This window comes from Paracidovorax wautersii (assembly GCF_031453675.1).
Lineage (GTDB): Bacteria > Pseudomonadota > Gammaproteobacteria > Burkholderiales > Burkholderiaceae_C > Paracidovorax.
In genome coordinates this window covers 4,360,173-4,372,483 of record NZ_JAVIZX010000001.1, presented here as the reverse complement: position 1 = coordinate 4,372,483, position 12,311 = coordinate 4,360,173, and the positions used below count along the sequence as shown (strand labels likewise).

Here is a 12,311-nt window from a genome sequence, read left to right as displayed (position 1 = left end):
GAGGGGCTTGCTGTCCGGGCGGCCCGAGCCGCGGAGCGGGAGTCAGCTTGCGGTGCTGAAAGTTCCAGGAGGGCAGCGGGGCTGGCGAAGTCGGGGTGCGCAGGATCGGGCGCCCCAACGAAAAAACCGCCCGAAGGCGGTTTCTCGTTTTTTGCTGGCAGCGCACCCGTTACAAACGGCGGGCGGTCACAGGTCTGTGGCCGCCCGGGCTGTTTGCCTGAAAGGTCAGGCGGCCAGGGCCAGGGCTTTCACCTTGGCGGACAGGCGGCTCTTGTCACGAGCAGCCTTGTTCTTGTGGAAGATGCCCTTGTCGGCGATGGTGTCGACGACGGCTTGCATCTTCGCAAACAGTTCGGTGGCCTTGGTCTTGTCGCCGGCCACGACGGCCTTCTCGACGTTCTTGACCGCGGTACGGTACTTGGAGCGCAGCGAGGTGTTCGCAGCGTTCAGCTTGACGTCTTGGCGGGCGCGCTTGCGGCCGGACGCCAGACGGGGGTTCTTTTTCTTGGGCTTGGCAGATGCCATGATGTCGGTTCCTTAAGTGTCTGCGGATGTTGTCAGCAAAGCCGGCGATTATAGACCAGACCGCGCGGCACGGCAGTGCTCCCGCTTGCGGACGCCGCCCGGCGCTTCTGCATGAGCGCATACACTCCCGCCGGTGTCACTGTTCAAAGCCGCCTCCACCGTTTCCCTGCTGACCCTGGCCTCCCGCGTGACGGGGCTGGTGCGCGATCTGCTCATGGCGTCGATGTTCGGCGCCAATGCACTGACCGACGCCTTCAATGTCGCGTTCCGCATTCCCAACCTCTTCCGCCGGCTGTTCGCCGAAGGCGCCTTCAGCCAGGCGTTCGTTCCGGTGCTGGCGGGCCACAAGGCCCGGCACGGCGATGAGGCAACGCGCGTGCTCGTCTCGCACGTGGCGACGGTGCTGTTCTGGGTGCTGCTGCTGACCTGCGTGCTGGGCGTGGTCGGCGCGCCGGTGCTGGTTTGGGCGTTGGCCAGCGGCATGCGGCAAAGCCCCGCGGGCTTCGACGCCGCCGTGCTCATGACCCGGTGGATGTTCCCCTACATCGGTTTCATGTCGCTGGTGGCGCTGTCCGCCGGCGTGCTCAATACCTGGAAGCGGTTCGTCGTTTCCGCCGCGACACCGGTGCTGCTGAACATGGCGATGATCGCCGCGGCCTGGCTGGGCGCGCCGCAGTTGGCGGCGCGGGGCATCGAGCCCATCTTCGCCATGGCTGCAGGGGTGATGCTGGGCGGCGTGCTGCAACTGGCGGTGCAAATACCGGCGCTGCACCGCCTGGGTCTGCTGCCGCGCATCGGCGTGACCTGGGGTGCCGTGCGCAGGGCCGCCCAGGACGCGCAGGTGCGCCAGATCCTGCGCCTGATGGGGCCGGCGCTGCTGGGCGTGGGTGTGGCGCAGATCTCGCTCATGATCAATACGCAGATCGCGTCCTACCTGGCGCCGGGCAGCGTCACCTGGCTTTTCTATGCGGACCGGCTCATGGAGTTCCCGACCTCGCTGCTGGGCGTGGCGCTGGGCGTGGTGCTCACGCCGCAGCTGTCGGCCGCGCGGGCGGCCGGCGACACGGAGCGCTATTCCAGCATGCTGGACTGGGGGCTGCGCATCGTCGTGGTGCTGTCCGTGCCATGCGCCGTGGGACTGCTGACCTTCGCCCAACCGCTCGTAGCGACGCTGTTCCACCATGGCGCGCTGCAGGACCGTGACGTAGGGCAGATCGCGCTCGCGCTGGCTGGATACGGTGCGGGGCTGGTGGGGCTGGTGGCCATCAAGGTCTTGGCACCCGGGTATTACGCAAGCCAGGATATCCGCACCCCGGTGCGCATTGCCATCTTCGTGCTGGTGGTGACCCAATTGCTCAACCTGGTCCTGGTTCCCTGGCTGGCGCACGCCGGTCTGGCCCTTTCAATCGGTATCGGGGCCTTGGTCAACGCCCTGTGGCTGCTGATCGGCCTGCTGCGGCGGGGCAGTTTCAAGCCCCGCCCCGGCTGGGGGCGCATGGCGCTACAGGTGGTGGCGGCCAGCGCCCTGCTGTCGCTGTTCCTGGTGTGGGCGTCCCTGCATTTCGACTGGCTCGCGCTGCGCGCCGCCAGCGGCCAGCGCGCTGCGCTGATGGCGGGTCTGCTTGTCGCATCGGCAGTGATCTACTTCGGCGCGCTGTGGGCTTCGGGCCTTCAGCTGCGCCAGCTGTTTCGCCGTCTCTGACATGGGCGGCAGTGCATCCATGTTATTTCTTGGTGCATGACCTTGCCTGGCCGCTGGCCAGGTTTCACGCGCCTGCCGCGCCACCCCTCCATGCCGCTGAGCTATTCCGTCCCGACGCCGCTTGAGTACTTCGCCGCCCTGGTGCAGGGCGACGAGCCGCTGCCGCTGCTCGAAGCGGCCGCCGCCATCGCCCACGATGATTACCCCGAGCTGGACGTGCAGCAGCTGCTCGGCGATGTGGATCAGCTGCAGGCCCGGCTGCGGCGGCGCCTGCCCACGGACGCCTCGTCGCTGCAGCGCCTGCGTTCGCTCAACCAGTTCTTCTTCGGCGACCTGGGCTTTGGCGGCAACCTCAACAATTACTACGACACCGACAACAGCTACCTGAACGCCGTGCTGCGCACGCGCCGGGGCCTTCCCATCTCGCTGGCGATCCTGTGGCTGGAGCTGGCCCAGGGTATCGGCCTGAAGGCGCACGGCGTGTCGTTCCCGGGCCACTTCCTCATCAAGGTGTTGCTGCCCAAGGGGCAGGTGGTGATTGACCCGTTGACCGGGCAGTCGCTCTCGCGCGAGGAGCTCAGCGAGCGGCTGGAGCCCTTCCAGCGCACCCAGGGCCTGGTGGGCGACTACGACGTGCCGCTGGGCCTGTATTTGCAGGCGGCGCCGGCGCGCGACATCCTGGCGCGCATGCTGCGCAACCTGAAGGAAATCCACCGCGCGCAGCAGGACGGGCCCCGGCTCATCGGCGTGCTGGACCGGCTGATCATCCTCTCGCCCGATGCCTGGGCCGAATGGCGCGACCGCGGCCTGACGCACGCCGAGCAGGGACACACGGCGGCTGCAGTGGCCGATCTGGAGACCTACCTGGCCGGGGCGGAAGACGCGCCCGACACGGAAGCGGTGGCCCAACGGGTGCGCCAGCTGCGGCTGGCGAGGGGCGAGTAGGGCCTGTTCACACTATTTTTGCCAGTGCGAAGGCCTCCCCCGCCACGCCAATCGAGGCGCGTGACGACGCTAAGGTCGGGGCCTTGGCTAGGGACGCAACGACGAGTGGCCTGGCGGGGGCGGCCTTCCCTTCGGGTTGCGATGCCCACGGGCCATCCGCGGCGTTGCCAAGCCTCGCTGGGGCCGCATCCCAGCTTCGTTTGGCGCCTATCGCCTGGCCCATGGGCATCGCAACGCATCTGGCCAAAATAGTGTGAACAGGCCCAGCACCGTTACCGCGTCGCAGCCGCCTACTGGTCCCGGCCCCAGCGCAGCGCCAGCCACGCCGCTGCCAGTGTGAAGCCCGTCAGCAGGGCGACGATGACCCAGAAGCCGTGTGCGCTGTCGGCCAGGGGAATGCCGCCCACGTTCATGCCGAACAGCCCGGTCAGGATGTTGATGGGCAGGGCGAGCACGGTCACGACCGTGAGGACGAACAGGGTGCGGCTGTTGGCCTCCTGCACGTTGGCAGCGATCTCTTCCTGCAGCAGCTTGATGCGTTCCTGCAGGCCCTGCATGTCGCGCAGCACCACGGAGAATTCTTCCGACGCGTCCCTCAGCTCCTGCGCGTCTTCCTCCGTCATCCATCCCGGCGGCCGCTGCAGCAGCCGGAAGAGGGCGGCCGGCTCGGGTGCCAGCAGGCGCTGCAGGCGCACCAGCAGCCGCCGCAGCACGCCGAGCCTGGCGCGCCGATGGTTGAGGCGGTTGGCGAGCAGTTCATCCTCGATGCGGTCCACGCGCTGGGTGGCCTCGCGCACGATGCGCACCAGGCCGTCCGCCTGTGTGCGCATGAGCTGCTCCAGCAGGGCGGCGCTGGAGTGCGGGCACTGGCCGCCCCGCACGGCGGTGCGCAGTGCATCCACCGAGCGCAGCGGCTGGGTGCGCGCCGTCACCACCAGGTGCGGCGTCACGCCGATCCACAGCGTGGCGGAGTCCAGCGGCTCGAAGGCGAAGTCGAAGTGCACGTCGTTGAGCACGGCGACCAGGGTGTCGTCGTCGCGCTCGATGCGGGTGGAGTGCGAGCCCTCACGCAGCGCCTCGAAGAATGTGTCGGGTAGGCCTGCGTGCCGCTCGATCCACCGCACGGCCTGCGCGTGGCTGAGATTGAAGTGCAGCCACAGGAAGGGCTGTGCGTCCACCGGCGCGCCGTCCGCAACGGGGCTGGACACCGCCCGCGCCTGCAGCCAGGCCCAGGCCTGCGTGGTGTCGATGGCCTGGGCAGGCTGGCCGGGTTGCATGCGGTAGCCGCAGATCAGGCCGGCCGCGTCCCCGCCGTAGGAGTGGTGCAGGACGTCGGCAGGGGCGGTCATGGCAGGTGGGCGGTGGCGGGAGGAAGGCGGGCAGCGAAGCCCGCCATGGTGCGCCGCCGGCATGACAGATTCGTGACGATCTGAAAAATGTCATCGCTTTGTCATCGGCACGGGTCACCATGGATGCCTCGTTTTTCCGGGCTTTTCCATGTTGCACAACACTTCCTTCGACGCGCAGGACCTCATGCAGCGCATCGCCAATGAGCTTGCCGACGGCTACGACGAAGAGCTGGAACTGGAGATTGAGGACCGCTACGTGGACGAGGCCGGTGGCATGGCGGTGGTGGACAAGGCGGCGCGGCAGCGCTACTTCCGCGAGCTGTTCCGGCTGCAGGGCGAACTGGTGAAGCTGCAGGACTGGGTGCAGCACTCGCGCGAGAAGGTGGTCATCCTCTTCGAGGGGCGCGATGCCGCCGGCAAGGGCGGCGTCATCAAGCGCATCACCCAGCGGCTGAACCCCCGCGTGGCGCGCGTGGCGGCACTCCCGGCGCCCAACGACCGCGAGCGCACGCAGTGGTACTTCCAGCGCTATGTGGCGCACCTGCCCGCGGCCGGTGAGATCGTGCTGTTCGATCGCAGCTGGTACAACCGCGCCGGCGTCGAGCGGGTGATGGGCTTTTGCACCGACGACGAGTACGAGGAGTTCTTCCGCACGGTGCCGGAGTTCGAGAAGATGCTCGTGCGCTCGGGCATCCGGCTCATCAAGTACTGGTTCTCGATCACCGACGAAGAGCAGCATCTGCGCTTCCTCGGCCGCATCCACGACCCGCTCAAGCAGTGGAAGCTCAGCCCCATGGACCTGGAGAGCCGGGTGCGCTGGGAGGAGTACACCAAGGCCAAGGAAACCATGCTGGAGCGCACGCACATTCCCGAGGCGCCTTGGTGGATCGTGCAGGCGGTGGACAAGAAGAAGGCGCGCCTGAACTGCATCGCCCACCTGCTGGGCCAGCTGCCCTATGCCGAGGTGCCGCATCCCACGGTGGTGCTGCCCGAGCGGGTGCGCCATCCCGAATACCTGCGCCAGCCCGTGCCGGCCAGCATGTACGTGCCCGAGATCTACTGAAGCCCGCTGCGCACGCTGCCGTATACGCCGTCCGCTGCGGTGGGTTGCCTTAGCTGGCCACCAGCATCTCGATGGTAGTGATGACGTTGTGCACCTTGAACGGCTTGAGCAGGATGCGGCGCACGCGCAGCGCCTTGAGCTGCTCGGCTGTGCCGCTGTCGACCTGGGCCGTGGTGATGGCGATCGGCATGTCGGGCCGGACCGGAAATTCCGCGGCACGCACCTTGCGCAGCAGTTCCACGGCTTCGGCTTCCTCCTCCAGCGACACGATCATGCCGGTGATGGGGCGGCTGTTCAGCTGCGCGTGGGCGCTGCGCACGCTGTTGACCTGCCGCACGGGGGGCAGAGCGAGTTGGCGGGCGGTGGAGACGATGATGCCGCCGGTCATCGAGCTGGGCTCCACCAGCAGGATGTCCTGGCGCAGGGGCTGGAACGCCGCGCTCATGGCGCCTTGCCTTCCGCCTGGCGCTCCAGCTCTTCCACCGCCAGATCGCGCAGGGACTGCAGGATGGCCAGCCCGACGCGGTCGAGCGTGCGGGGCTGGCGGTCGATGATGCACAGCGTGCCCACGCTCTGGCCACCCGGCAGGGCGAGCGGCGCACCGGCATAGAAACGGATGCCCGGATCGCCGGTGACCAGCGGGTTGTCCTGGAAGCGCCAGTCCTGCTGCGCATCCTGCACCACCAGGGGCTCGTGCTGCAGGATCGCATGCGCGCAGAAGGAAATGTTGCGAGGCGTCTCCTGCACATCGGAGCCGATGCGGGCCTTGAACCATTGCCGTTCCGCGTCCACCAGGGTGACGAAGGCCATCGGCATGTCGAATTCCTCGGCGGCGAACGCGACGATGCGGTCGAAGCGTTCTTCAGGCGGCGTATCCAGGATGAGCAGTGCGCGCAGTGCGCGCAGGCGGTCGTCTTCGTCGTGGGGGATGGCGGGCTCCTGCATGCCCGGTTTGTAACCGCAAGCGGGCGGGGCCGGCAACCGCCTGCGCGATGGTGGCGCCCGGATCGAAGTGGCGGCCGGCTAGATCAGTGCACGTCGCGCCCTGCGCCGGACGGCGTGCCCGCGCGGCCGAACTGGTGCCAGGCGCGGCGCAGCTGCGTGTCCGATGTGAAGCCGGCCAGGGCGGCGGCCTGGCCCACGCTGCTGCCGGCTTCCAGGGCGGCCTCGGCCTTGGCCAGGCGGATGCGCCGCAAATATTGCTGCGGGCCGATGCCGGCATGCTCCAGGAACAGGCGGGTGAGGTGGCGCGGCGAGGTGTGTGCCAGCGCGGCCATCGCGGGCACGTTCCAGGGCGTCTGCGGCTGCAGGCTGACGGCGTCCTGCACGCGGTGCAGGGCGGCGTGCATGTGGTTGCGGTAGTGCAGGAAGGGAGACAGTTCCGGGTCGTGCGGGCCGCGGCGCACGGCGACCACCATGGTCTGCGCCACCTGCGCTGCGATGGCGGCGTCGCAGCTGTCCACGATGCGTGCCAGCGTCAGGTCGATGCCGGCCGTCACCCCGGCGCTGCTGTGCACGGGGCCGTCCGCCACGAACACGCGGTTGGCCACCACGTCGCAGCGCGGCTCGGCCGCCTTCAGCTCCTGCAAATGCTGGTGGTGCGTGGTCGCCCGGCGGCCCGCCAGCAGGCCCGCGTGGGCGGCCAGCAGGGCGCCGGCGCAGATGCTGACCACCTCCAGCCGGCCTGCCGCCAGCCGCTGGCCGCGCAGCCAATGGAGCAGGGCGCGGCTCGCGTCGCTGGAGACATCGATGGTTTGCCCCGTCTGCCCTGGCAGCACGATCCAGGTGGGCTCTTCCGTCCAATGCGCAGGCAGCGGCGCCAGGCCGCTCATCTGCACGCCCACCGAACCCTGGGTGCTGGCCTGCGGTCCGGCGAACTCGATGCGAAAGCGCTCCGGCCGGCCGGCCGCCACCAGGCAGCGGTTGGCGATGCGCAGCGCCTCCGCGGGGCCGGCCCAGTCCAGCACCAGGCTGTCGTCCAGCAGGACGAAGACGACGCGGATCACGCCGTCGTGGGATGTGGATTCCATGCGTAGTCCATCTGCCGCGCCGTGCGTTCGGCCAGCGGCTGTCCGGCGAGGCGGGCGACGAGGTGCAGGCTCATGTCGATGCCGGCGCTGATGCCGGCGGAGCTGACGATGCGCCCACCCGCCTGCTCCACCCAGCGCACATGGTCTTGCACGTCCAGCGTGGGGAACTGCGCGCGCAGATCGGCGATGTCCTCCCAGTGCGTGGTGACCGGCGCGCCTGCGGCAAGCAGCCCGGCATCGGCCAGCAGGAAGGCGCCGGTGCAGACCGAGGCGGTGAGCCGGGCGTGGGCGGCGGCCTGCGCAATCCAGGCGAGCGTGGCTGCGCAGGCGCGGGGCCCGTCCACCACGCCGCCGGGCACGATGAGCACATCGGGTGCGGGGCAGTGGGCGAAGTCGGCGTCCGGCAGGATGCGCAGGCCGGCCCGGGCCCGGATGGGTTCGGCCGTGCGTGCCACGCAGCGCACGCGGAAGGGGTCGGCGGCCCCGGGCTGCAGGCGCTGTTGCATGCGCGTGGCCGTGGTGAAAACCTCGTACGGGCCACCCAGGTCGAGCGCTTCCACCTCGTCGAACACCAGGATGGCGATGTCCAGCGGCGCGGCCGCAGGGGCGTCTTGCATCGGCGCGGCGTTCATGCGTCCACCCGGTCCAGTGCCTGCTGCACAGTGCACAGCGTGGCGAAGCGGCCGGCCAGCACGGTGGCCGTGCGGGCTTTGATGTCGGCGGCCGGCAGGGGTGCGCCGTCGGGCTGCTGCATGTCGAAGGTGAGCGTGGCGTCGGTCACGTAGTCGACCTGCCAGCCCAGGTCGGAGGCATGGCGCGTGGTGGTCTCGCAGCATTGCTCGGTGCGGATCCCGCTGACGATGAGGCGCTGGATGCCGTGCTCGGTGAGCCACACATCCAGGCCGGTGCCCACCAGCGCGCTGTGGCGCTTCTTGAGAAAGCGGGCGGCTTCCGTGAACGGGGCCAGGCCGTCCAGCGGCCGGACATGGCCCGACTCCAGCGCAAAGGGGTTGCCAGCGTCAGCCGGCCCGTCGGTGTGCAGCACGCGCACCACGGGCACGCCGCGGGCCACGCAGCCCGCGATCAGGGCGTTCTGGGCTTGAAGATAGGCCGGCATGTCGCGCTCGGTCGAGTAGGGGCGGTGGCGGAACGATTCTTGAACGTCGATCACTATCAGACATGTTTTCACGGCGCGGCTCCATAAGAGGATGGTTGGTAGCGCTTATGCTAAAAGCGCCGTAGGCCGGTGTCGCGCCGGGAAGAGACAAGTATCCATCATTTTCAGACATGATGGTCGGGTGATGAGGGCGGGGCGTGCCTGACGGGGTCCGGCATGCATTGCCGCCGGGCGCTGGCGCACCGGGCCAGCAGCCGGCGCAGCAGCGTTGTCATCCGTGGGAAGAGGGCGGCCGGATCGGCCGGTGCCGCAGGCGGCCCCGGCTGGCGCTGCGCTCCGGTTGCGAGGCGCCCGCGCGCCTCACACCAGCCGTGCGGCTTCCAGTTCTTTCTTCAGGTAGGCGTAGAAGAGGGGCGCCGCCACCAGGCCCGCGGGGCCGAACACCGCCTCGGCCACGAACATCACCGACAGCAGTTCCCACACGCCCATGTGGGTGCGCTGGCCCACCACCTTGGCGTTGATCACGTACTCCGCCTTGTGGATCAGGATCAAGAAGGCCAAACAGCCCAGCGCCGCCATGGGCGAGACCGACAGGCCCACCAGGGTGATGACCACGTTGCACAGCAGATTGCCCACGATGGGCACCAGCCCGGCCACGAAGGTGAGCGTGATGAGGGCCGGCGTGTACGGCAGGCGCAGGTCCCACAGGGGCAGGACCAGCAGCAGGAAGAGGGCCGTCAGTGCCGTGTTGAAGGCGGCGATCCAGAATTGCGCGGCCACGATCTGCCGGAACGCGTCGCCGAAATAGGCCACGCGCAGCACCAGCGCCTGCGCCAGCGGCCCGCGCTGCGCGCTCACCGTGCGCACGGCGGCCAGGGCCCCGATGAGCAGACCCACGTAGGCATACAGCAGGCCGGTGAGCCAGGCGCGGCCCGCCATGGCCAGGGCGCCGGCCTGCGCGCCCAGGTAGCCGGCGATGATGCGCTGGATCTCGGCGGCGCCCTCGGGCAACTGCGCCGCGATGTCGGTGGGCAGCTTCAGCCGCAGCTCCAGCACGGTGCGCGCCAGGAAGTCGAGCAGTTCCCGGTACTGCTGGGGCGCCTCGACGATATAGCTGCGCGATTGCGACAGCGCCAGCACCACGAGCAGCAGAGGCGCCAGCATCACGACCGCGGCAGCCAGCGCCTGGCCGGCCTGCATCCCGGCCCGTCCGGGCAGGCGGCGGCGCAGCGCCACGAAGCGCGGGGCCAGCCAGCGGGTGAGCAGAAAGCCCAGGCACACGCACAGCAGCCCGGGCAGCAGCCCGCGCCACATCACCAGCAGCAGGGCGCAGGCCACCAGCACATGGCTGGCGATGCGCACGCCGCGTGTCGCGGGCTGAAAAGGCGCTGCGACCTGCAGGGCAGGAGGAGGGGGCGTGCGGTCCTGCGGTGCCGGCGGCTGCATGGCGTGCGGCCGGGTCAGGCCACCACGACCGGTGCGCCGGCGGCCCGCTCGGCGATGGCGCCGATGGTGTAGACCGTCTCGCCGGAGGCGCGCAGCGTCGCGGCCACCGCTTCGGCCGCGGCGGCAGCCACCACCACCACCATGCCGATGCCGTTGTTGAATGTGCGGTTCATCTCGATGTCGTCGATGCCGGCGGTCTTCTGCAGCCAGGCGAAGAGTTCCGTCTGCGGCCAGCTGCCGGCTTTGAGGTGTGCTGCCAGGCCGTCGGGCAGCACGCGCGGAATGTTTTCCAGCAGGCCGCCACCGGTGATGTGGGCCAGCGCCTTGATGCCGCCTGCCTCTTCCAAATGCGGGTGCTGCGCCAGCGCGGCCAGCACGTTCTTCACGTACAGGCGCGTGGGTTCCATGATGGCCTGCTTGAAAGGCTTGCCGTCCAGCGTGGCGGGGGCGCTGTCGCCCGCGCGCTCGATGCACTTGCGCACCAGGCTGAAGCCGTTGGAATGCACGCCGGCCGACGCCAGGCCCAGCACCACGTCGCCGACAGCCACGTCCTTGCCGGTCAGGATCTTGCTCTTTTCCACCGCGCCGACGGCAAAGCCGGCCAGGTCGTATTCGCCGTCGGGGTACATGCCGGGCATCTCGGCCGTTTCGCCGCCGATCAGCGCGCAGCCCGACAGCTCGCAGCCGCGGGCGATGCCGCCGACCACGGCCGCAGCAGTGTCCACGTGCAGCTTGCCGCAGGCGAAGTAATCCAGGAAGAACAGTGGCTCGGCACCTTGCACCAGCACGTCGTTGACGCTCATGGCCACCAGATCGATGCCCACGGTGTCGTGCATGTTCCACTCGAATGCCAGCTTGAGCTTGGTGCCCACGCCGTCGGTGCCGCTCACCAGCACCGGCTCCTTGTAGCGCTTGGGCACCTCGAACAGGGCGCCGAAGCCGCCGATGCCCGCCAGCACGCCTTCGCGCATGGTCTTCTTGGCGAGCGGCTTGATGCGCTCGACCAGCGCGTCGCCTGCGTCGATGTCGACGCCGGCGTCTTTGTAGGAGATGGGGGTGGAGGAGGCAGAAGAGCTCATGGGAATGGAGTGGTGCTGGGGGTGGCCCGCACGGCGGACCGGAACCCGGGATTTTAAGCGGCGCGCCCGCCCCGGCCGCAATTCCCGCGCGCCCCGGCCTCCTTCCACGGCCGGCCGCGCCTGCGGCGTGTGTGCAAACAGGTTCCGGCGGCGGGTGCCGGCAGACTAAAATCCTGGCCTGCCTTTCATTGCGGCCGTGCTGTACGGCTTTCCCGAACCTCCCGATGCCCCTCGCTGTCCTGTTCCATCCCCTTGCCGCGCCCGCCGCCTTCTGCCTGCGGACGCCGGGGCGGCTGCCGTCTGCATCGGCAGCGCGCCTGGGCGCACCACGGACGGCGGCATGAAGCAGCTGGCGCTCGACATCGGGCTGGCCACCGGCCCCACCCTGGACCGCTTCTTCGCCGGCGCCAACGAGGCCGCGCTGCAGCACCTGCGCCTGGCGGTCGGCGATGGCGGCAGCCCCGTGCCCCGCTCTCCGGTGCCGACCTATCTCTGGGGCGAGTCCGGCGTGGGCAAGTCGCACCTGCTCAAGGCCGTGCGCGAGGCCCTGCGCGAGCAAGGCTCGTCGGTGGGCTGGCTCGACGCCTCCGTTTCCGACCCCACGGCCTTCGATGAGCGCTGGACGGCGGTATTGCTCGACGAAGTGCACCTGTACAACACGGCCCAGCAGGCGGCGGCCTTCAACTGGTTCGTCAACGCCATCAGCCCCGCCGTCGGATCCCCGCGCTGGGTGCTGGCCGCCGGCGACCTGCCCCCCGCCGACCTGCCCCTGCGCGACGACCTGCGCAGCCGCCTGGGTTGGGGCCATGTGTTCCAGCTCCACCTGCTGGACGAGGCGGCGCGCCGCGCCGTGCTGCGCCAGGAGGCGGATGCGCGCGGCATCTTCCTGTCCGACGAGGTGATGAACTACATGCTGGGCCGCTTCTCGCGCGACCTGGGCAGCCTGATGGAGCTGCTCGACCAGCTCGACAGCTTTGCCCTGCGCACGCAGCGGGCCATCACCATTCCCTTGCTCAAGACCATGCTGGAGACCGAGTAGCGGTGGCTGCGCTCCG

The 12,311-nt window shown here is 69.4% G+C and carries 13 protein-coding genes; 4 read left to right on the top strand and 9 right to left on the bottom strand.

The annotated features are described in order from the left end of the window. Positions 1-225 precede the first annotated feature (225 nt). Positions 226-525: a 30S ribosomal protein S20 gene (gene rpsT, locus QE399_RS19870; protein ID WP_092940402.1), complete on the bottom strand. Its 300-nt coding sequence runs from the start codon at positions 523-525 to the stop codon at positions 226-228. 133 nt (positions 526-658) lie between these two features. On the opposite strand from rpsT, the gene murJ reads away from it, so the two are divergent. Together murJ and QE399_RS19860 are read left to right on the top strand one after the other, a co-directional pair. Beyond that, entirely contained in the window at positions 659-2,227 is a 1,569-nt protein-coding gene (gene murJ / locus QE399_RS19865; RefSeq protein ID WP_309831547.1) for a murein biosynthesis integral membrane protein MurJ, read from the top strand. Positions 2,228-2,317: 90 nt separating this feature from the next. Continuing rightward, positions 2,318-3,172, top strand: a complete 855-nt coding sequence (locus QE399_RS19860) for a SirB1 family protein (protein WP_309832210.1) — start codon at positions 2,318-2,320, stop codon at positions 3,170-3,172. Positions 3,173-3,462: 290 nt separating this feature from the next. Here QE399_RS19860 and QE399_RS19855 read toward each other — a convergent pair whose 3' ends face one another. Next, entirely contained in the window at positions 3,463-4,521 is a 1,059-nt protein-coding gene (locus tag QE399_RS19855; protein ID WP_309831545.1) for a transporter, read from the bottom strand. 148 nt (positions 4,522-4,669) lie between these two features. On the opposite strand from QE399_RS19855, the gene ppk2 reads away from it, so the two are divergent. After that, a complete protein-coding gene (gene ppk2, locus QE399_RS19850) occupies positions 4,670-5,584 on the top strand; it encodes a polyphosphate kinase 2 (RefSeq protein WP_309831543.1) in 915 nt (304 codons plus the stop codon). Positions 5,585-5,633: 49 nt separating this feature from the next. Here ppk2 and QE399_RS19845 read toward each other — a convergent pair whose 3' ends face one another. From QE399_RS19845 to purM, 7 genes are all read right to left on the bottom strand, one after another. Then, positions 5,634-6,029, bottom strand: a complete 396-nt coding sequence (locus QE399_RS19845) for a histidine kinase (RefSeq protein ID WP_309831541.1) — start codon at positions 6,027-6,029, stop codon at positions 5,634-5,636. Further along, on the bottom strand, positions 6,026-6,529 hold the full coding sequence (locus tag QE399_RS19840) for a GAF domain-containing protein (RefSeq protein ID WP_309831540.1): 504 nt from the start codon (positions 6,527-6,529) through the stop codon (positions 6,026-6,028). Before QE399_RS19840 ends, QE399_RS19845 begins: the two co-directional genes overlap by 4 nt. Positions 6,530-6,612: 83 nt before the next feature. Next, complete coding sequence (locus QE399_RS19835; RefSeq protein WP_309831538.1) at positions 6,613-7,614, bottom strand: GlxA family transcriptional regulator; 1,002 nt, start codon at positions 7,612-7,614, stop codon at positions 6,613-6,615. Then, positions 7,587-8,246 (bottom strand): DJ-1/PfpI family protein, encoded by a 660-nt coding sequence (locus tag QE399_RS19830; protein ID WP_309831536.1) that lies wholly within the window; start codon positions 8,244-8,246, stop codon positions 7,587-7,589. Before QE399_RS19830 ends, QE399_RS19835 begins: the two co-directional genes overlap by 28 nt. Beyond that, the gene (locus QE399_RS19825; protein ID WP_309831534.1) at positions 8,243-8,803 is read right to left on the bottom strand and encodes an isochorismatase family protein; all 561 of its coding nucleotides are present in this window, start codon (positions 8,801-8,803) and stop codon (positions 8,243-8,245) included. Before QE399_RS19825 ends, QE399_RS19830 begins: the two co-directional genes overlap by 4 nt. A 288-nt stretch (positions 8,804-9,091) precedes the next feature. Continuing rightward, the gene (locus tag QE399_RS19820; protein ID WP_309831532.1) at positions 9,092-10,177 is read right to left on the bottom strand and encodes an AI-2E family transporter; all 1,086 of its coding nucleotides are present in this window, start codon (positions 10,175-10,177) and stop codon (positions 9,092-9,094) included. A gap of 14 nt (positions 10,178-10,191) precedes the next feature. Then, a complete protein-coding gene (gene purM, locus QE399_RS19815; RefSeq protein ID WP_309831529.1) occupies positions 10,192-11,256 on the bottom strand; it encodes a phosphoribosylformylglycinamidine cyclo-ligase in 1,065 nt (354 codons plus the stop codon). 340 nt (positions 11,257-11,596) lie between these two features. Here purM and hda point away from each other — a divergent pair, with 340 nt between their 5' ends. After that, the gene (hda, locus tag QE399_RS19810) at positions 11,597-12,295 is read left to right on the top strand and encodes a DnaA regulatory inactivator Hda (protein WP_309831528.1); all 699 of its coding nucleotides are present in this window, start codon (positions 11,597-11,599) and stop codon (positions 12,293-12,295) included. Positions 12,296-12,311 lie beyond the last annotated feature (16 nt).